Annotated in this window: 15 protein-coding genes; 5 read left to right on the top strand and 10 right to left on the bottom strand. The window is 68.6% G+C overall.

Annotation, left to right across the window (positions count from 1 at the left end; all coding sequences use genetic code 11):
* Nucleotides 1-180 precede the first annotated feature (180 nt).
* Genes ccoP through ccoN form a run of 4 tightly spaced genes read right to left on the bottom strand, consistent with a single transcriptional unit; the run spans nucleotide 181 to nucleotide 3354 of the window.
* Nucleotides 181-1110, bottom strand: a complete 930-nt coding sequence (gene ccoP, locus FG99_RS19190) for a cytochrome-c oxidase, cbb3-type subunit III (protein ID WP_009622818.1) — start codon at nucleotides 1108-1110, stop codon at nucleotides 181-183.
* Nucleotides 1107-1298 carry a CcoQ/FixQ family Cbb3-type cytochrome c oxidase assembly chaperone gene (locus FG99_RS19185; protein WP_024128706.1) on the bottom strand — a complete coding sequence of 64 codons (192 nt, stop codon included), beginning with the start codon at nucleotides 1296-1298 and terminating at the stop codon, nucleotides 1107-1109. Before FG99_RS19185 ends, ccoP begins: the two co-directional genes overlap by 4 nt.
* Before the next feature lie 5 nt (nucleotides 1299-1303).
* Nucleotides 1304-1912: a cytochrome-c oxidase, cbb3-type subunit II gene (gene ccoO / locus FG99_RS19180; protein WP_009622815.1), complete on the bottom strand. Its 609-nt coding sequence runs from the start codon at nucleotides 1910-1912 to the stop codon at nucleotides 1304-1306.
* Nucleotides 1912-3354 carry a cytochrome-c oxidase, cbb3-type subunit I gene (gene ccoN, locus FG99_RS19175; protein WP_043271869.1) on the bottom strand — a complete coding sequence of 481 codons (1443 nt, stop codon included), beginning with the start codon at nucleotides 3352-3354 and terminating at the stop codon, nucleotides 1912-1914. Before ccoN ends, ccoO begins: the two co-directional genes overlap by 1 nt.
* A 115-nt stretch (nucleotides 3355-3469) precedes the next feature.
* Between ccoN and FG99_RS19170 the strand changes: the two genes are divergently transcribed.
* Nucleotides 3470-4174 carry an alpha/beta family hydrolase gene (locus FG99_RS19170; protein WP_332262290.1) on the top strand — a complete coding sequence of 235 codons (705 nt, stop codon included), beginning with the start codon at nucleotides 3470-3472 and terminating at the stop codon, nucleotides 4172-4174.
* A 436-nt stretch (nucleotides 4175-4610) separates the two neighbouring features.
* On the opposite strand, the gene FG99_RS19165 is transcribed toward FG99_RS19170, so the two are convergent.
* A complete protein-coding gene (locus FG99_RS19165) occupies nucleotides 4611-6176 on the bottom strand; it encodes a methyl-accepting chemotaxis protein (RefSeq protein ID WP_043271867.1) in 1566 nt (521 codons plus the stop codon).
* 364 nt (nucleotides 6177-6540) lie between these two features.
* Nucleotides 6541-9273 (bottom strand): aconitate hydratase AcnA, encoded by a 2733-nt coding sequence (gene acnA / locus FG99_RS19160; protein ID WP_043271866.1) that lies wholly within the window; start codon nucleotides 9271-9273, stop codon nucleotides 6541-6543.
* 337 nt (nucleotides 9274-9610) lie between these two features.
* Between acnA and rlmM the strand changes: the two genes are divergently transcribed.
* Nucleotides 9611-10663, top strand: coding sequence for a 23S rRNA (cytidine(2498)-2'-O)-methyltransferase RlmM (gene rlmM, locus FG99_RS19155; protein WP_043271865.1), 1053 nt, complete (start codon nucleotides 9611-9613; stop codon nucleotides 10661-10663).
* Nucleotides 10664-10749: 86 nt separating this feature from the next.
* The gene (locus FG99_RS19150; RefSeq protein WP_043271864.1) at nucleotides 10750-11628 is read left to right on the top strand and encodes a MaoC family dehydratase; all 879 of its coding nucleotides are present in this window, start codon (nucleotides 10750-10752) and stop codon (nucleotides 11626-11628) included.
* Between the two features lies 1 nt (nucleotide 11629).
* Here the strand turns inward: FG99_RS19150 and FG99_RS19145 are convergent, their stop codons facing one another.
* Nucleotides 11630-13189 carry an alpha/beta fold hydrolase gene (locus FG99_RS19145; RefSeq protein WP_043271863.1) on the bottom strand — a complete coding sequence of 520 codons (1560 nt, stop codon included), beginning with the start codon at nucleotides 13187-13189 and terminating at the stop codon, nucleotides 11630-11632.
* Nucleotides 13190-13346: 157 nt separating this feature from the next.
* Between FG99_RS19145 and tusA the strand changes: the two genes are divergently transcribed.
* A complete protein-coding gene (tusA, locus tag FG99_RS19140) occupies nucleotides 13347-13586 on the top strand; it encodes a sulfurtransferase TusA (RefSeq protein ID WP_009622807.1) in 240 nt (79 codons plus the stop codon).
* Nucleotides 13587-13736: 150 nt separating this feature from the next.
* A complete protein-coding gene (locus FG99_RS19135) occupies nucleotides 13737-14600 on the top strand; it encodes a LysR family transcriptional regulator (protein ID WP_197887008.1) in 864 nt (287 codons plus the stop codon).
* Between the two features lie 362 nt (nucleotides 14601-14962).
* Here the strand turns inward: FG99_RS19135 and FG99_RS19130 are convergent, their stop codons facing one another.
* The 3 genes from FG99_RS19130 to FG99_RS19120 all read right to left on the bottom strand — a co-directional run bounded on the left by FG99_RS19130 (nucleotide 14963) and on the right by FG99_RS19120 (nucleotide 19665).
* On the bottom strand, nucleotides 14963-15532 hold the full coding sequence (locus FG99_RS19130; protein ID WP_043271862.1) for a DUF4865 family protein: 570 nt from the start codon (nucleotides 15530-15532) through the stop codon (nucleotides 14963-14965).
* Between the two features lie 90 nt (nucleotides 15533-15622).
* Nucleotides 15623-18019, bottom strand: coding sequence for an ATP-dependent DNA helicase (locus FG99_RS19125; protein ID WP_043271861.1), 2397 nt, complete (start codon nucleotides 18017-18019; stop codon nucleotides 15623-15625).
* Nucleotides 18016-19665 (bottom strand): VRR-NUC domain-containing protein, encoded by a 1650-nt coding sequence (locus FG99_RS19120; protein WP_043271860.1) that lies wholly within the window; start codon nucleotides 19663-19665, stop codon nucleotides 18016-18018. Before FG99_RS19120 ends, FG99_RS19125 begins: the two co-directional genes overlap by 4 nt.
* Nucleotides 19666-19856 lie beyond the last annotated feature (191 nt).

Below are 19856 nucleotides of genomic sequence, written 5' to 3'. Positions count from 1 at the left end.
TATCGGCGTGGAAACCCTGATAAGCGTAGGGATTCCCCCAATTACTGCCGACTCACGGATGGAATGAGCTTAGTCTTGATCTAGAGCAGTGTGAAGGAATGGCGCGCGCAAGGTGCGACACTTGGTCGCGTAACTGCGCGGAAGTTGCTCGCGCCCGGGCGGGCGCGAGCGGAGGGTAGATCAGTTGGCGTTTTCCGGACGGGAAATGTTGTAGATGTACGCGGCTAGGACGTGGACCTTGTCCTTGCCCAGGTAGGCTTCCTGCGCCGGCATCTGGCCCTGGCGGCCATGGCGGATGGTCTGCTGCAGCTGGGCGAAGCCCGAACCGTAGATGAACGCACCCGGATGGGTCAGGTCCGGCGCGCCCAGGGCGGCGGTGCCCTTGCCTTCCGGGCCGTGGCAGGCGACGCAGGTGGTGGCGAAGAGTTTCTCGCCATTGGCCACCTGGGCGTCGGTCACGCCTTCGGGCAGCTTGCGGCCGTCCAGCTTGGTGGTGACGAACGCGGCCACGTCATGCACGCCCTGGTCGCCCAGCACCTCGCCCCAGGCCGGCATCACCGCGTGGCGCCCGCCGAGGATGGTGGTCTGGATGGTTTGCGCGTCGCCGCCCCAGCGCCAGTCCTGGTCGGTCAGGTTGGGGAAGCCCATGGCGCCCTTGGCGTCGGAGCCGTGGCAGATCGAGCAGTAGGTGGCGAACAGGCGTTCGCCGGTCTTCATGGCCTGTGGGTCCTTGGCCACGTCTTCGACGGACATGGCCGAGTACTTGGCGAAGATCGGCGCGTATTTCTCGTCGGCCAGGGCCTGCTCGCGTTCCAGCTGCTTGACCTGGGTCCAGCCGTCGGTGTAGCCCGGCAGTACGCCTTTCCAGTTGCCCAGGCCCGGGTACAGGGCCAGGTAGCCGACGGCGAAGACGATGGTGCCCACGAACAGCAGGAACCACCAGCGCGGCAGCGGGTTGTCGTATTCCTCGATACCGTCGAAGGAGTGCCCCATGGTCTGGTCGGTGGCGCCCTTGGTCTCGCCGCTGCGGGTGGCGAAGACCAGCCATAGCAGGGCGATCAGCGATCCGACGGTCAGTACGGTGATGTACAGACTCCAGAAGGTAGTCATGCTTTGTTGCTCCCAGAAGCTTGTTCATGCTCGGCGTGGCGCAGAGCCTGCGGATCGTCGGCGAAGGGCAGCAGGGCGTCGGCGTCGAAGCGCTGCTTGCGCTTGCCGCTGTAGGCCCAGAGGGTGACGCCGATGAAGGCGAGCATCACCACGACGGTGCCGAGGCCGCGGATGGTTCCGATGTCCATGGCCATCACCGCTTGTTCTTGATCGCTGTGCCCAGGCCTTGCAGGTAGGCCACCACGGCGTCCATCTCGGTCTTGCCCTGGACGCTCTCGCGGGCGCCGGCGATGTCCTCGTCGGTGTAGGGCACGCCGAGGGTGCGCATGGCCTTGAGCTTGCCTTCGATGTCCTTGCCGTCGAGCTTGTTCTCGACCAGCCAGGGGTAGGCCGGCATCTTCGACTCCGGCACCACGTTGCGCGGGTTGTACAGGTGCGCGCGGTGCCAGTCGTCGGAGTAGCGGCCGCCGACGCGGGCCAGGTCCGGACCGGTACGCTTGGAGCCCCACAGGAAGGGGTGGTCCCAGACGCTCTCGCCGGCCACGGAGTAGTGGCCGTAGCGCTCGGTCTCGGCGCGGAACGGACGGATCATCTGCGAGTGGCAGCCGACGCAGCCCTCGCGGATGTAGATATCGCGGCCTTCCAGTTGCAGGGCGGTGTAGGGCTTCATGCCTTCCACCGGGGTGTTGGTCACGTCCTGGAAGAACAGCGGGACGATCTGCGTCAGGCCGCCGATGCTCACGGCCACGGCCATGCACAGGGCCAGCAGGCCGACGTTCTTCTCGAGTACTTCGTGTTTCATCAGTGGGCTCCTACGACGGCGGGAATCCGGGCGGCCGCTTCAGCTTCCTCGGCTTTGGAGGAGGCGATGGTGCGCCAGGTGTTGTAGGCCATGATCAGCATGCCGCTGAGGAACACGGCGCCGCCGATCATGCGCACGACGAAGCCGGGGTGGCCGGCGGCGAGCGCTTCGACGAAGGAGTAGGTGAGGGTGCCGTCGGCGTTGACCGCACGCCACATCAGGCCCTGGGTGATGCCGTTGACCCACATCGAGGCGATGTAGAGCACGGTGCCGATGGTGGCCAGCCAGAAGTGCGCGTTGATCAGGCCCACGCTGTGCATCTGCTCGCGGCCGAACACTTTCGGGATCATGTGGTACAGCGAGCCGATGGAGACCATGGCGACCCAGCCCAGGGCGCCGGCATGCACGTGGCCGATGGTCCAGTCGGTGTAGTGGGAGAGGGCGTTGACGGTCTTGATGGCCATCATCGGGCCTTCGAAGGTGGACATGCCGTAGAAGGCCAGGGAGACCACCAGGAAGCGCAGGATGGGGTCGCTGCGCAGCTTATGCCAGGCCCCGGAGAGGGTCATCATGCCGTTGATCATGCCGCCCCAGGAGGGTGCCAGGAGGATCAGCGACATCACCATGCCCAGGGACTGCGCCCAGTCGGGCAGGGCGGTGTAGTGCAGGTGGTGCGGGCCGGCCCAGATGTACACCGCGATCAGTGCCCAGAAGTGCACGATCGACAGGCGATAGGAGTACACCGGACGCTCGGCCTGCTTGGGTACGAAGTAGTACATCATCCCCAGGAAGCCGGCGGTGAGGAAGAAGCCCACGGCGTTGTGGCCGTACCACCACTGCACCATGGCGTCGGTGGCGCCGGAGTAGATGGAGTACGACTTCATGAAGCCGACCGGCAGCTCCAGGTTGTTGACCACGTGCAGCAGCGCCACGGTCAGGATGAAGCCGCCGAAGAACCAGTTGCCCACGTAGATGTGCTTGGTCTTGCGCTTCACCAGGGTGCCGAAGAACACGATGGCGTAGGACACCCAGACGATGGTGATGAGGATGTCGATCGGCCATTCCAGCTCGGCGTACTCCTTGGAGGAGGTGTAGCCCAGCGGCAGGCTGATGGCGGCCAGCAGGATCACCAACTGCCAGCCCCAGAAGGTGAAGGAGGCCAGGGTGTCGGAGAACAGGCGTACCTGGCAGGTACGCTGCACCGCGTAGTAGCTGGTGGCGAACAGGGCGCAGCCACCGAAGGCGAAGATCACGGCATTGGTGTGCAGTGGGCGCAGGCGCCCGAAGCTCGTCCACGGCAAGCCGAGGTTGAGTTCCGGCCACACCAGCTGGGCGGCGATGACGACGCCGACCAGCATGCCGACGATTCCCCAGATCACCGTCATCACGGCGAACTGGCGGACCACCTTGTAGTTATAAGCGGTCTGATTGGTTGTGCTCATGGTATATGGGCTTCCATCCACGGTTATGGGCTAGCCCATCCCGGCGGGTTCCTTACGGCGAACGCCGCCCCTCCCCCAGGGACAGGTACTAATTACGCAACTAGCGGAGCGAAGAATGGATAAACCCCGGAAACCGAATATTGATTTTGATCAATCGCCCTCGGCGGCCGGCCCGGCGGGGGAGTGTGGCGCTTTGTCGCTGCTGTGGAACCGGCCGGTCGGCGCATTGTCGGCGACCCTCGTCCTGGCCCACGGCGCCGGCGCGCCCATGGACAGCCCGTTCATGGACGAAATGGCCCGGCGCCTGGCCGCCCGCGGCGTGGCGGTGGCACGCTTCGAGTTCCCCTACATGGCCGCCCGCCGCGAGGACGGCCGCCGGCGCCCGCCGAACCCGCAGAAGCAGCTGCTGGAGTGCTGGCGCCAGGTGTTCGAGCAGGTGCGCGGGCAAGTGCGGGGCCCGCTGGCCATCGGCGGCAAGTCCATGGGCGGGCGTATGGCCAGCCTGCTGGCCGACGAACTGGGCGCCGACGCCCTGGTGTGCCTGGGCTACCCCTTCTACGCCGCGGGCAAGCCGGAGAAGCCACGGGTGGCGCACCTGGCCGAACTGCGCACGCCGACGCTGATCGTCCAGGGCGAACGCGATGCCCTGGGCGACCGGGCGCATGTGGCGGAATACGTGCTGTCGCCGGCGATCCGTGTCGAGTGGCTGGCGGCGGCGGACCATGACCTGAAGCCGTTGAAGGCGTCAGGGCTGACTCATGAGCAGCATCTGGAGAGCGCGGCGGGGATGGTGGCGGGGTTTCTGGAGGGGCTTTCGTAGGGGCGAGCTTGCTTGCGAACAAGGGCGTCGCCAGGTTCGGCTTCGGAGTGGCGTGGGAGTCCGCAACCCTCTCCCCAGCCCTCGGCTGCGCGCCCCGCCCTGAAGGGAGAGGGGGCCGTCCGTGCCGATGGTGGGATATGGATTCAGCCGGAGCCCCCGGCTGACTCCAACCTCGTCAAACGCGCCGACCAGTCCCCTCTCCCTTCAGGGAGAGGGTTAGGGAGAGGGAGCGGAGTCAATCCAGACACCGAAACCGCCGGGAGCGTAGGGCGAATAACCGTTCGCGGTTATCCGCCGCCTGACCTTGGCATCCAAACACTGCGGACTTGAACCCGAAGCACCTGCTTGAGGGCGCTCCGCTCCCAGCCACGAAGCCGGATAGATGAGGGGTGTATCGGCGTACAACCGCGAACGGTTGTACGCCCTACGCCAACACTCAACGATTGAACCGCTCCACCAACGAATACTGGCTCTGCGCCGTCCCCGTCAGCTCCTCGCTCAGCTGCGCGGTGCGCTGGGCCTCGTCGGAGGTCTGGTCGGCCAGTTGGGCGATGGTGGCGATGTTGCGGTTGATCTCCTCGGCCACCGCGCTCTGCTCCTCGGCCGCCGCGGCGATCTGGTTGGCCATGTCGGCGATGTTGGCCACCGAGTCGCTGATGCCCGACAGCGCCTGGTCGGCCAGCAGCACCCGTTCCACGCCTTCGTCGGCCTGGCGGCGGCCGACTTCCATGGCGCTCACCGCGCCCTCGGCGGTTTGCTGCAGCTTGGCGATCAGGCCGTGGATCTGCTCGGTGGACTCGGCGGTGCGCTGGGCCAGCGAGCGCACCTCGTCGGCCACCACGGCGAAGCCGCGGCCCATCTCGCCGGCGCGGGCCGCTTCGATGGCGGCGTTGAGCGCCAGCAGGTTGGTCTGGTCGGCGATGCCCTTGATCACGTCGACCACGCCGCCGATCTCGTTGCTGTCCTGGGCCAGTTGGCTCACCGCCAGGCCCGTCTCGCCCACCGAGGCGGACAGGCGCTGGATGGCCTCGCGGGTCTCGCTGGCGACGCTGCGGCCGCGGCGCGTCAGCTCGTTGGCCTGGCGCGTGGCGTCGGCGGTGCGCTGCACGTTGTTCGCCACTTCCTGGGTGGTGGCGGCCATCTGGTTGACCGCGGTGGCCACCTGCTCGGTCTCCACGCGCTGGCGTTCCAGGCCGGAGGAGCTGTGGTGGGCCAGGGTATCGGCCTGGCGGGCCTGCTCGGTGAGCTGCTCGGCGGTGTCCTGCAGGCGCGTCAGGCAGGTCTTCAGGCGCGCTTCCTGGCTGAGGATGGCCATTTCCAGGCGCGCCTGGGCGCCGCGGCTGTCGGTGTACATCTGCGCGATCAGCGGGTCCGAGGTGGTCTGCTCGGCCAGGCGCAGCAGGCGCTTGAGGCCGCGCTGTTGCCAGCCCAGGCCGGCCAGGCCGAGAGGGACGGCGAGCAGGGCGGCGAGGGCGAAGCCCCAGTGCGAGTCGAGCCAGACGCCGATGAGGAAGGCCACCTGGCTGATCAGGATGAACGGCAGCCAGTCCAACAGCACCGGCAGCCACAGGTCGCGGCGCGGGATCGCCGGCTTGCCGGTGTTGATCCGCTGGTACAGGGCCTGGGCGCGCTCCACCTGCTCGGCGGTGGGGCGCACGCGCACCGACTCGTAGCCGACGATCTCGTCGCGCTCGAAGATGGGCGTGACGTAGGCGCTGACCCAGTAGTGGTCGCCGTTCTTGCAGCGGTTCTTGACGATGCCCATCCACGGCTTGCCGTTCTTCAGCGTGGCCCACATGTGGGCGAACACCGCCGGCGGCACGTCGGGATGGCGCACCAGGTTGTGCGGCGAGCCCACCAGCTCGTCCCGCGCGAAGCCGCTGATGTCGATGAAGGCATCGTTGGCATAGGTGATCACGCCACGGCTGTTGGTGGTGGAGATCAGGCGTTGTTCCGCCGGGTAGGTGCGTTCACGCTGGGTGACGGGCTGGTTGTTGCGCATTCAGGGCAAGGTCCACGAAGAAGGCATGTGACGGTTTTGTTATCGGCCGGAATCAACGGAAGTTGAAGCCTTGTTCGATATTTGGCGTGGGAATATTGGCAGTGGACGATATCAAAATGCTACTTGTCACATAGTCGTAAGAGATTTTCCTATGAGCTAATAGGTTTTTATACAGGACCTGGGCCGGGTGAAAGGTGGGGCATGGCTTCTCGTAGGAGCGGGCCCTGCCCGCGAATCGCGCGCAGGGCGCGCTCCTACAAACACCGCGCTCCGTAGGATGGGTTGAGCGAAGCGATACCCATCACTGCAACCGCATGGGTTTCGCAAGCTCAACCCATCCTACGAAAGCGTCCTCGCGCAGCCCTCAGATCAAGCTGCGCAGCACGTAGTGCAGGATCCCCCCGGCCTTGAAGTACTCCACCTCGTTGAGGGTATCGATGCGGCACAGCACCTCGAAGCTGTCCTGCTTGCCGTCCTCGCGGGTGACTTCCACCTTCAGCGTCATGTGCGGTTTCAGCTCGCCGTTCAGGCCGCGGATGTTCAGCACTTCCTTGCCGGTGAGGTTCAGCGCCTTGCGGTCCTGGCCGCCGGTGAACTGCAGCGGCAGCACGCCCATGCCCACCAGGTTGGAGCGGTGGATGCGCTCGAAGCTCTCGGCGATCACCGCCTTCACCCCCAGCAGGTTGGTGCCCTTGGCCGCCCAGTCGCGGGACGAGCCGGTGCCGTATTCCTTGCCGGCGATGATCAGCAGCGGCGTGCCCTCGGCCTGGTAGCGCATGGCCGCGTCGTAGATCGCCAGCTTCTCGCCGCTGGGCACGTGCAGGGTGTTGCCGCCTTCCTCGCCGCCGAGCATCTCGTTCTTGATGCGGATGTTGGCGAAGGTGCCGCGCATCATCACCTCGTGGTTACCGCGCCGCGAGCCGTAGGAGTTGAAGTCGGCGTAGGCCACGCCGTGCTCGCTGAGGTAGCGCCCGGCGGGGCTGTCCTTCTTGATGTTGCCGGCGGGGGAGATGTGGTCGGTGGTCACCGAGTCGCCCAGCACCGCCAGCACCCGGGCCTTCTCGATGTCGGCCACCTTCGGCGGGGCGTCGGCGATGTGCTCGAAGAACGGCGGGTGCTGGATGTAGGTGGAGTCGGCTTGCCAGGTGTAGGTCTGCGCCTGCGGTACCTGGATGGCGCGCCACTTCTCGTCGCCCTGGAACACCTCGGCGTATTCCTTGTGGAACATCGCCGTGTCCACCTTCTGGATCGCCTCGGCGATTTCCCGCTGGCTCGGCCAGATGTCCTTCAGGTACACCGGCTGGCCGTCCTTGCCGGTGCCCAGGGCGTCCTTCGTCAGGTCCAGGCGCACGCTGCCGGCCAGGGCATAGGCCACCACCAGGGGCGGCGAGGCCAGCCAGTTGGTCTTCACCAGCGGGTGCACGCGGCCTTCGAAGTTGCGGTTGCCGGAGAGCACCGAGGCCACCGTCAGGTCGGCCTGCTGGATGGCCTTCTCGATGGGCTCCAGCAGCGGCCCGGAGTTGCCGATGCAGGTGGTGCAGCCGTAGCCCACCAGGTCGAAGCCCAGCTCGTCCAGGTACTGGGTCAGGCCGGCGGCCTTGAAGTAGTCGGTGACCACCTTGGAACCGGGCGCCAGCGAACTCTTCACCCAGGGCTTGCGCTGCAGGCCCTTTTCCAGCGCCTTCTTGGCCAGCAGCCCGGCGGCCATCATCACGCTGGGGTTGGAGGTGTTGGTGCAGGAAGTGATGGCGGCGATGACCACCGCGCCGTCCTGCAGGTGGTAGCTCTTGCCTTCGTGCTGGTACTCGACGCCCTGGCTCTCGGCGCTGCCCACCGCAGCGCCGCCACCGCCTTCATTGAGCAGGCGCGAGACCTCCGGGCTGCGCGCGGCCTTGGGCTGCAGCGCGAGGAAGTCGGCGAAGGCCTTGCCCACCTGGCCCAGCGGCACACGGTCCTGCGGGCGCTTGGGCCCGGCCAGGCTGGCCTCGACCTCGCCCATGTCCAGTTGCAGGGCATCGGTGAACACAGGTTCGTGGCCCTTTTCGCGCCACAGGCCCTGGGCCTTGCAGTAGGCCTCCACCAGCTTGACCGTCTCTTCCGGGCGACCGGACAGGCGCAGGTACCCCAGGGTGATCTCGTCCACCGGGAAGAAGCCGCAGGTGGCGCCGTATTCCGGGGCCATGTTGGCGATGGTGGCGCGGTCGGCCAGGGGCAGGTCGGCCAGGCCGTCGCCGTAGAACTCGACGAATTTCCCCACCACGCCCTTCTGCCGCAGCATCTGGGTGACGGTGAGCACCAGGTCGGTGGCGGTGATGCCTTCCCTGAGCTTGCCGGTGAGCTTGAAGCCGACCACCTCGGGGATCAGCATCGACACCGGCTGGCCGAGCATCGCCGCCTCGGCCTCGATGCCGCCGACGCCCCAGCCGAGCACGCCCAGGCCGTTGATCATGGTGGTGTGCGAGTCGGTGCCGACCAGGGTGTCGGGGAAGGCGTAGGTGCGCCCGTCCTCGTCCCTGGTCCACACGGTGCGGCCCAGGTATTCCAGGTTGACCTGGTGGCAGATGCCTGTGCCCGGCGGCACCACGCGGAAGTTGTCGAAGGCGTTCTGGCCCCAGCGCAGGAAGGCGTAGCGTTCGCCGTTGCGCTGCATCTCGATCTCGACGTTCTCGGCGAAGGCGGCGTGGCTGGCGTAGCGGTCGACCATCACCGAGTGGTCGATGACCAGGTCCACCGGCGACAGTGGGTTGATCTTCTGCGGATCGCCCCCGGCCTTGGCCATGGCGTCGCGCATGGCGGCCAGGTCGACCACCGCCGGCACCCCGGTGAAGTCCTGCATCAGCACCCGCGCCGGGCGGTACTGGATCTCGCGGTCGGAACGGCGCTCCTTCAGCCAGCCAGCCAGGGCCCGCAAGTCGTCGGCGTTGACCGTATGGTTGTCCTCCCAGCGCAGGAGGTTTTCCAAGAGCACCTTGAGCGACTTCGGCAGCTTGTCCAGGTCGCCGAGCTGCTTGGCGGCTTCCGGAAGGCTGTAATAATGGTAGGTCTTGCCGCCCACCTCGAGGGTGCGAAGGCTGTTCAGGCTGTCCACTGCGGGCATGACGTTCTCCTCAGGCTAGATTCTGCCGGTGATCGACGGCACCGCTGCGATACTGGCGGAAAGTCCAGGCGGACTTCCTGGCTTGGCGCAAAAGGAATGCAGATTGGCAGTCATCTTCTGCATATCGGGCGGCATCCTGGCGACTTCCGGCATGCGCTCTCCGGGGCACGGCAAGCCCTGGATCGCGACTTCGGAACTCTCAAACTAGACCGCTGCGCGCGGTCCTGCCATGGGTTCTGGACCTTTTGCCGCAGCCGGGGGTTCCCCTGGCGTGCGGCGAATCCGGGTGAAAGCCGGCCGCGCAGCGACTATAGTGCGCGGCCAAGGAGACACCCCGATGAACACCCTGCTACTGCATTGCCGCCCGGGCTTCGAGAACGAGGTCTGCGCGGAGATTTCCGACCTGGCCGCGGGTCTCGACGTGGCCGGCTACGCCCGCGCCAAGCCGGCCACCGCCTATGCCGAGTTCGTCTGCCAGGAGGCCGACGGCGCCGACCGACTGATGCGCCAGCTGCGCTTCGCCGAGCTGATCTTCCCGCGCCAGTGGGCCCGCGGCACCGGCTTCGTGCAGTTGCCCGAGCAGGACCGCATCGGCGCGCTGCTGGAGGAGCTGGGCCCGTACCCGCTGTGCGGCAGCCTGTGGCTGGAAGTCTTCGACAGCAACGAAGGCAAGGAACTGTCGACCTTCTGCCGCAAGTTCGAAAAGCCCCTGCGCGCCGCCCTGGTCAAGGCCGGCAAGCTGCGCGAGGACCCGAGCCTGCCGCGCCTGCTGCTGACCTTCCGCTCCGGCCGCGAGGTCTTCGTCGGCCTCGCCGAGCCGCGCAACAGCGCCATGTGGCCGATGGGCATCCCGCGCCTGCGGTTCCCCCGCGAGGCGCCCAGCCGCTCCACCCTCAAGCTGGAGGAGGCCTGGCATCATTTCATCCCCCGCGGCGAGTGGGACAAGCGCCTGGCGCCAGGCATGCTCGCCGTCGACCTGGGCGCGGCGCCCGGCGGCTGGACCTGGCAACTGGTCAACCGCGAGATGCGGGTGATCGCCGTGGACAACGGGCCCATGGCCGAGAACCTGATCTACTCCGGCCTGGTGGACCACCAGCGCGCCGACGGCTATGTGTTCCGCCCGCGGCAGACGGTGGACTGGATGGTCTGCGACATCGTCGAGAAGCCGGCGCGCACCGGCTGGCTGATCGACACCTGGATCGGCGAGGGCCTGTGCCGCGAGGCGGTGGTCAACCTCAAGCTGCCGATGAAGCAGCGCTACGCCGAGGTGCGCAAGATCCTCGAACGCCTGCGCGAGAGTTTCCGCGAGCGCGGCCTGCGCGTGGCCATCGGCTGCAAGCAGCTGTACCACGACCGCGAGGAAGTCACGGTGCACCTGCGACGCCTGTAGGCGCCGGCGACCCGCGACCTTCGGCGACTTGCCGTTGCGCCGCGCAGCGACCATGCTGTGCGGCGCACCCCCTCCCGGAGCCGCTCGTGAAGCGAAAGTTGCCCTCGCTGCTGGGCAGTTACAGCCGCATGTTGTTGCCGCGCCGTGGCCTGGGCCGCGGCGAGCGCCTGCCGAACCTGGCCATGGACAGCCGCAGCCTGCGCTTCGACGCCCGCCACCTGCGCGCCTACCGCCAGCACTTCGGCCTGGACCCGGCGCTGGGCGTGCCGCTGCTCTACCCGCAGGTGATCAGCCTGCCGCTGCACCTGCGCCTGCTCAGCCGCTCGCGCATGCCGCTGTCGATCCTCGGGCTGATCCACCTGCGCAGCCACATCCAGCGCTACCGCATGCTCGACGAGAACGCCCAGCTGCAGCTGGACTGCCGCATCCTCACCAGCCGGCGCAGCCCGCTGGGGCTGGAGGTGGACGTGGCGACCGAGGTCTGGCACCACGACATGCTCTACTGGCAGTCGATCACCACCTACCTGCGCCGCGGCGACTTCCTCGACGACCATGCCGAGCCCGACGCGCTGCCCGAGCGCGCCCAGTGGCACACCCTCGACGTGCCCGCGCACCCCGGCGTGCAGTGGCGCGTGCCGAAGATCGCCGGCTGGCGCTACGCCGGCCTGAGCGGCGACTTCAACCCGCTACACCTGTCGCGCCTGATGGCCTCGCGCTACGGCTTCGGCAAACCCTTCGCCCACGGCATGTGGAGCCTGGCGCGCAGCCTCACCGGCCGGCGCCTGGCCGAGCAGGTGCGCCTGGACGTGCACTTCAAGGCGCCGCTGCCGCTGGGCAGCCAGGTGCGCCAGAGCCACCGCCGCCTGGGCCACAAGGAACAGTGGGCGCTGCTGCCGGTGGACGGCGGCGACGAGCCGATGCTGCTGGCCCAGTTGGACGAGGCGCCCGCCGGGCCGCTGCGCTGATTCAGCGGTCGGCCGCCAGGCGTGGCTGCAGCGGCAGCAGGGCGGGCAGTTGCACTTCGCCCTGCAGGTCCACCGCGGCGAACTTCCAGGAACCGTTGAACAGGTACTGGCCGCTGAAACCGCTGACCAGCAGGCCGATCTCGTCCCCCGCCGCCAGGCTGGCGCTGACCGCGTTGAGCCGCGTGGCGCCCTGGTTGAGCAGTGGCTTGACCTGTTCGTCCAGCACCCGCGTGCGGCCGTCGGCGCCACGGATCGCCAGCGAGGCGAACAGCAGCGCCTGGTCGCCCGGGCCGAGCGGCCGGGCCAGGCGAATCTCCGCGCTGCCGAGCAGGGCGCTGGGTTCGGCGACCTGCTGCAGCGGGATGAAGGTGCGGGGCTGCAAGAGGCCGCTGCTGACCGGGCGCACCGGCGTTTGCGGCAAGGCCACGACGGGGCCGGGTGCGGGCAGCTCGTCCAGCGCCAGGCCCTGGTCCAGGTCCAGGCTGACGCACAGCGACGGCACGCTGTCGGCGGCGCCGGGGCGTTGGCGCAGCTTCTCCTCGTACCAGGCGAGGATGCCCTGGTAGAGGTCGATGGCGCGCCCGCCGCAGTGGATCACCGGCTCGTTGTTGAACGGCGGCAGGCCGCTCCAGGCCTGCAGCGGCGGCGGCAGGATGTGCCCGCCCTGCATGCCCAGCAGGCGCACGTCGGCGCTGCCCTGGCGCAGGCACTGGCGGATCTGCAGGCCCTGGTCGAGGGGGAACAGGGTATCGCGCAGGCCCTGGACCAGCAGGGCGTCGGCGTGGGGCCGACGGCCCTCGGCGCAGTAGCGCGCCAGGCTGTGGGCGGCCAGTTCGGCGCGCACCGGTTCGGCCATGCGCCCGCTGGCGCTGTGCAGGTAGTCGGCCTGGGCGAACTTGCCCAGGTCGTAGCCGGTGGCGATGCCCAGGCCCAGCAGCACGCCGCCCCAGCCCATCTTCAACTGGCCGCCCGGGGCCAGGGCGTCGCTCAGGTCGTACCAGGTGGCGATGGGCACGATGGCGTCGATGCGCCGGTCCTCGCTGGCCGCCAGCAGTTGCACGGCGCCGCCGTAGCTCTCGCCGAGCATGCCCACGCGCGGGTCGCCCGGGCCGTCCATGCGCAGGCGCGGCAGGTGCGCGGCGGCCCAGTCGATCACCGCGCTGGCGTCGCTCACCTCGAAGCGCGGGTCCATCATCTCGATGCGCCCGTCGCTGCCGCCCCAGCCGCGCTGGTCGTAGCTGAGCACCCAGTAGCCGGCCTTCCAGGCCTTGAGCGCGGCGCGGCCGGACATCATGTTCTTGCCGTAGAAACCCTCCGGCCCGGTCACCCGCCAGCCGCCCCAGCCGTGGGTGTGGACGATCAGCGGCGCCGTCTCGCCGGCCTTCAGCGCCGGCTGGAACACGGTGGCGGACAGCCGCGTGCCGTCGCGGGCGCTGATCACCGCGTCGTACCAGGTGGCGGGCAGGTCCTGCCCGGTGCTGGCGGAATAGTCGGGGAGGTTGTCGCGGGCGGCGCAGCCGGCGAGCAGCAAGGCGAGGCAGAGCAGGGCGGGCAGGCGCATGGGCGGGGACATCCGCTGTCGGGGAAGGCGCCGAGCTTAGCCCAGCGGGCCAGGCCACGGGCCCGACGAAAGATTGGCCCGCCGCCGTTCGCCCGCCAGGCGTGACCCTGCCCGCGCTTTGGGCGACAATGCGCCATTCGTTTTGCGGAGCCTTTCCATGTCCCAACCTGTCGACGCCATTCTCGACGCCACCGGCCTGAACTGCCCCGAACCGGTCATGATGCTGCACAACAAGGTGCGCGACCTGCCGGCCGGCGGCCTGCTCAAGGTCATCGCCACCGACCCCTCCACCCGCCGCGACATCCCCAAGTTCTGCATCTTCCTCGGCCACGAACTGGTGGAACAGCAGGAAGAGGCGGGCACCTACCTGTACTGGATCCGCAAGAAGCTCGATTGAGCTGCCATCGCCGACGATGTTTCCTGGGCGTAGGGCGCATAACGCCGTAGGCGTTATGCGCCCTACGCCGGCCACCACGAAACACCTCGCGCGCTTGACCTTTCCATGGCGAAAACGAATGCTGCCCGTTCTCCATCATTGGAAATGGACATGCCCGCCATGAAAGCCCTGGACATCGAGGCCGTGCAGGCCTTCGTGCTGGTCGCCGAGCTGAAGAGCTTCACCCGCGCCGCCGAGGCCCTGGCCAGCACCCAGTCGGCGGTGAGCCTGAAGATCAAGCGCCTGGAAGACCACCTCGGCCGCCGCCTGCTGGAGCGCACGCCGCGCCTGGTGCGCCTGTCCGCCGACGGCGGGGTGTTCCTGGAGGCGGCCCGCGGCCTGGTGGCGGCGCATCGCCAGGCGCTGGGCGCCTTCTCCGGCGGCCAGCCCAGGCGGCTGGTGGTGGGCATCAGCCACCACATCGTCGGTGCCGAACTGCCGGGCCTGCTGCGCCAGCTCACCCGCGCCGAGCCGGGGCTGCTGCTGGAGCTGCGGGTGGACAGCTCGCGGGAAACCCTGGAGCGCTTCGACCGTGGCGAACTGGACGTGGCCCTGGTGCTGCAACAGGGCCCGCCGCGCCAGGATGCGGAGGTGGTGCTGCAGGAACCCTTCGCCTGGATGGGCGCTGCCGACTTCCAGCCATTGCCCGGCCAACCGCTGCCCCTGGCCACCCAGGCCGAGCCTTGCAGCGTGCGGCGCATGGCGGTGGACGCCCTGGACCAGGGCGGGGTGGACTGGCGCGAGGTGTTCGTCGGTGGTGGGTTGATGACCATTGGCGCGGCGGTCAGCGCCGGGATAGCCGTGGCGGCCCTGGGCCGCCGGGTGGCGCCGGCGGGTTGCGAGGACGTGGGGGCGCGGCTGGGGCTGCCGGCGTTGCCGGGGCGGGATGTGCTGCTGTTCTCCCACCCGCGGGATGCGCAGGCGCGGGGGATGTTGCGGACGTTGGTGGCGGCGGTGCGGAGTACGGTGGGGTAGGGAGCCGATCATGGACGGACTCCTGCACCTTCCAGCAAATATGACACCCCGTAGGATGGGTTGAGCGAAGCGATACCCATCACCACGACCGCATGGGTTTCGCCAAGGCTCAACCCATCCTACGAAAAGCACCTCGGCGCAAGACAGGTGCTCCTACACCTCCAGGGAAGCACGGGTGTAGGAGCGGACTCCGTCCGCGATGGGCTCATCGATCGCACCGGATTGTCAGGGTTGTAGAGTTCTCCCTCACCCCACCAGCACCCGCGCCACCCGCGCCACGCCCCAGGCCATGCCCAGCACCATGAAGGCGCCGAAGGCCAGCCCTGCCAGCTGTGCCGCCAGTTCCCGTTTCTGCCTGTCGTTCATGGCAGTCGCTCCAGCCCTGGCCGTGCCAGGTACAGGACTTCGTAGCCGACGCTGTCCGCACGCAGCTCCAGCGCCCCGGCGCTCATGCTGAAGCGCAGCAGCCTCCAGCGTTGCAGGTCGGCCACTACCCAGGCCGCCAGCACATCCTCCCGGTCCAGCAATGCCTCGCCGGCGGCCAGGGCGCCGTCGCGCAGGGCGGCGGCGCCTCTACCTGGCAAGGGTAGTTCCTCGCGGTACAGCGCGCGGGCCGGGCGATCGAAGGCCGGGCCGCGGCGGGCATCGAGGGGCAGCCAGGTTTCCACCTCCGGGCGGCCGAAGCTGTCGATCACCCCCTGGAAGGCTTCGCCGGCCAGGAAGGCCGCGGCGGCGGCCGGTTCGTGCCAGAGGTAGACCGAGGCGTAGAGGTTGCCTTCGGCGCCGTGGCGGCCCTTTTCCTGGAGGACGAAGGCCTTGCACGCCAGGCCCGGCCAGGCGTCCCACTGCGGGCCCTTGGCGGCGGCGCGTTGGCGGATGGCGTCGAGATCGTACTCCGCCGGCAGGCGGTGGCTGTATTGCATGGCGAACATGACGGGCTCCTTTATCAGCGTGGGCTGGAAGGAGTCTGCGCGGCCGCTTTCATGTGAAACAGATATGGGGGATTGTTTCAGTGATTCGATCTAGAAATCATTGAAGCCCAACTCGCCCTGGGCCTGCTCCGGCTTCGGCCGTGCCGGGCGCTGGCGGGCCGGCGGCACGGGCGCCTTGCGTGGCGCGCTGTTTTCCGCCTCCGGTTCCGGCGGTGGCAGGGCCAGGCGGCAGCTGCGCACTGTCCACCAGCGCGGCAGCAATTGGCGCACTTCGCTGCGGCCGAAGCGGTCGTCGATCAGCCAGACCACGCCTTCGTCCTGCTGGGTGCGGATCACCCGGCCGGCCGCCTGCACCACCTTCTGCAGGCCGGGGTAGAGGTAGGTGTAGTCGTAGCCGTCGCCGAACTGGTTATGCATGCGCTGGCGGATTTCCTCGTTCACCGTGTTCACCTGGGGCAGCCCCAGGGTGGCGACGAAGGCGCCGATCAGGCGGTCGCCGGGCAGGTCGATGCCTTCGCCGAAGGCGCCGCCGAGCACCGCGAAGCCGATGCCGCGGCCGCCGTTGCGGAACTGTTCGAGAAAGCCCTCGCGCTCGCTCTCGTCCATGTTGCGCGCCTGCACCCAGACCGGCACGCCCGGCTCGTCGCGGACGAAGCGTTCGCGCACCTGCTCCAGGTAGGCGTAGCTGCTGAAGAAGGCCAGGTAGTTGCCCGGCCGTTCGCGGTACTGGCGCGCCATCAGCTCGCAGATCGGCCGCACCGACTGGGCGCGGTGCTGATAGCGGGTGGATAGGTTGCGCACCACCTGCACTTCCAGCTGCTCGGCGCGGAACGGCGATTCCACGTCGATCCAGGCGGTGTCCTCGGGCAGGCCCAGCAGGTCGCGGTAGTAGTGCGCCGGCGTCAGGGTGGCGGAGAACAGCGTGCAGCTGTGCGCTTCCTCGAAGCGCGGGGCGAGGAAGGGCGCGGGGATGACGTTGCGCAGGCACAGGGTGGAGTAGACCCGGCCGCTTTCGGTCTGGCGGCGGGTGATGTCGAACAGCGAGTGCTCGCCGAAGGCCTCGGCCAGGCGGCAGAAGGCCATGGCGTCGAGGTAGAAGCTCAGCAGCTCAAGGCTATTGCCGTCGGGCTGCTCGCTGAGGTGGTCGGTGATGGCGGTCACCGCCTTCTGCAGCGCGAGAATGAACAGCTCCGGGGCCAGCGGGTAGACCTGGTATTCCAGCTCCTGGTCGCGGTGCAGCTGGTTCCAGTGGCGGCCGACGCGTTCCAGCGCGCCCTTGAGCTTGGCCGGGGCGATGCGGCGCAGGTCCTGGAAGTCGGCCTGGTCCAGCTCGCCGGTGTACATCTTGCGCCCGCGCTCCACCAGGTTGTGGGCCTCGTCCACCAGCAGCGCCACCTTCCATTCGTTGAGCGCGGTGAGGGCGTAGAGCAGGGCGCTCATGTCGAAGTAGTAGTTGTAGTCGCACACCACCACGTCGGCCCAGCGGCTCAGTTCCTGGCTCAGGTAGTAGGGGCAGATGCCGTGCTCGCGGGCCACCTCGCGGACCCGCGCCTGATCCAGCCAGGCGCCGTCGAGGGCGGCCAGGCGCGCGGCCGGCAGGCGGTCGTAGAAGCCCTTGGCCAGCGGGCAGGAGTCGCCGTGGCAGGCCTTGTCCGGGTGTTCGCAGGCCTTGTCGCGGGCCACGTGCTCCAGCACCCGCAGCGGCAGTTCGGGCTCGTCCTGGCGCAGGCTGGCCAGGGCTTCCAGGGCCAGGCGCCGGCCGGGGGTCTTGGCGCTGAGGAAGAACAACCGGTCCAGGCCCTGGCCGGGCATGGCCTTGAGCTGCGGGAACAGGGTGCCGAGGGTCTTGCCGATGCCGGTGGTGGCCTGGGCCATCAGGTGGCGGCCGTCGCGAGCGGCGCGGTACACCGCCTCGGCGAGCTGGCGCTGGCCGTGGCGGAACTGCGGCCAGGGGAAGCGCAGGCTTTCCAGGGCGCCATCGCGGGCCGCGCGGTGGGCCATCTCGCGTTCGGCCCAGACCACGAAGCGCTGGCAGTGCTCCTCGAAGAAGGCGTGCAGCTCGTCGGCGCTGAAGCTTTCCTGGAACACCGTTTCCTTCTGCGTCATGACGTTGAAGTAGACGACTGCCAGGTCGATTGCCTCCAGGTCCTGCAGGGCGCAGAGCAGCCAGCCGTAGACCTTGGCCTGGGCCCAGTGCAACTGGCGGTGGTTGTCGGGGATGCGCGAGATGTCGCCGCGGTGCGTCTTGATCTCTTCCAGGCAGTTGCGCGCCGGGTCGTAGCCGTCGGCGCGGCCGCGCACCAGCAGGTTGCGGTAGGCGCCGGCCAGCGGCAGCTCGGCGAGGTAGCCGGGGCCGCGGCGGCCGACCACGGTGGCGTGGCCGGCCATGCCTTCCTGGGCGCTGGGCGAGGGGGTGAAGCGCAGGTCGAGGTCGCCGACCTTGGCGGTGAATTCGCAGAGGGCGCGCACCGCGACCTGGTAGTTCATGCGGCCGGCTCCCCGGCCCAGGTCACGTAGCAGACCTCCACCGGCATGCCGTGCTCGGCGCAGAAGGCCAGCCAGCGCTTCTGGTTGTCCTGCAGGCGGTCGCCGGGGCCCTTCACCTCGATCATCCGGTAGCCGCGCTCGGCGGGGTAGAACTGGATCAGGTCGGGCATGCCGGCGCGGTTGGCCTGCAGGTCCTGCAGCAGGCGGCCGAACCAGGCCTTCAGGTGCGCCGCCGGCAGGCAGGCCAGGGCCTGTTCCAGCAGGCTTTCGTCCAGCAGCTCCCAGAATACGAAGGGCGATTGCAGGCCCTGCTTCTGGCGGTGGATGCGGCGCATTTCGTCGGCGTAGGCGTTGCTGTCCAGCAGCGCCAGGCGTGCTTCGAACAGCTCGGCGCGGCGGGCGCGGAACTGGCTGTCGTAGAGGTCCGCGGGGCCGGCGTGGAAGGGGTGGAAGAAGGCGCCGGGCAGCGGGGTGAAGACGGCTTCCCAGCAGAGCAGACCGAACAGGCCGAGGACCAGGGTGTTCTCCACGTAGTGCACCGGCGCTTCGGGGCGGGCCAGGTGCAGCTGCACGCACTGCTCGACACTCAGGCCGGGCTGCGGCTCCAGCTCCAGGTCGATGCGTGGCGGCGGCGCGGCCTTGGCCTTCGCCGGCTGGGCGTGGCCGAGCTGGCGGCGCAGGCGCACCAGGGCGCGCTCGATCAGCTGCGCCTCGGCGGCGTCCTGGGGTCGGGCCGCGGCTTGCAGGGCCAGGTCGTAGGCTTCGGCATGGCGCTCCAGGCGCTCCAGCACGCGTACCTGGCGCTGGCGGGCGCTGGCGTGCTCGCTGGCGGCATAGACTTGCAGGGCGCCTTCCCAGTCGGCCTCGCGCTCCAGTTGCTGGCCGATGTGGAACAGCACGCGCCCGCGGCGGCGCTGCAGTTGCGCGGTGCCGCAGTCGACGCTGGCGATCAGCGGCAGCAGTTCCTGGGCCGCGGCGCCCAGGTCGAAGGCTTCGCGGCATCGTTGCAGGAACAGGTGCGCGTCTATCTCCTCGCGGCTGGCGAAGCCGCGGGATTCGCGGGTCAGCGGGACGGTTTCGTAGCGCAGGATGCCCAGGTCGGTGAGGACGAATTCGGTCCAGTCCTGGTACAGGTTGCCGAAGAACATCAGGCGCAGGCGCTCCACCTGGGGCGCGATGGCCAGGCTGTAGACCGCCTCGTCCAGCTGCGGGCACCAGGCAGCGAAGGTGCGCGGTGCGGGTTCGGCCTCGGCCAGTTCGGCCAGCAGCTCCGGCTTGCGCAACTGGCGGCTGGACAGCTGGGCGCCGAAGCAGTCGAGGATTTCGTCCTTGCGCAGCAGGCCGAAGAGTTCCTCCAGGCCCAGCGCGGCGCCGCCATCCAGCCAGCCGGCCTCCAGCAGCGGCGCGGCGGCCCGGCGCGGGCAGCCGATCTCGGCGTAGTCCAGCTTGCTGGCGCGAAAGTGCGGGCCCTTGCGCATGATCAGCCGCACCAGCAGGGCGCGGGCCTCCAGCGGCATGGCCTGAAAGTCGCGGAGGAAGGCGCGCTCGGCGGTGTCGAAGAGGTCGTCGTAGCGTTCTTCCAGCCAGCCGAGGGCGCGGTGGAAGTTGGCCAGGTAGTAGAAGCGCGGATCGGTCTGGAAGGGCATGGGCGAGGGCAGGGGCTGTATCTTTATACAGATATCAGGTGGGATGGGGATTGGCAATCGGTGGGGGATGGGTGGGGGGATTTGTTGGTGGCGGGTTGGGCTTTCGGGCTTTTCGTAGGAGCGAGCTTGCTCGCGAATGGCGTCTCCCTGTCGCTACATCGCCTGGGGTTGACTCCGCTCCCTCTCCCTAA

It is taken from the genome of Pseudomonas sp. AAC (assembly GCF_000725445.1).
Lineage (GTDB): Bacteria > Pseudomonadota > Gammaproteobacteria > Pseudomonadales > Pseudomonadaceae > Pseudomonas > Pseudomonas citronellolis.
This window is presented reverse-complemented; position numbering and strand designations above follow the sequence as displayed.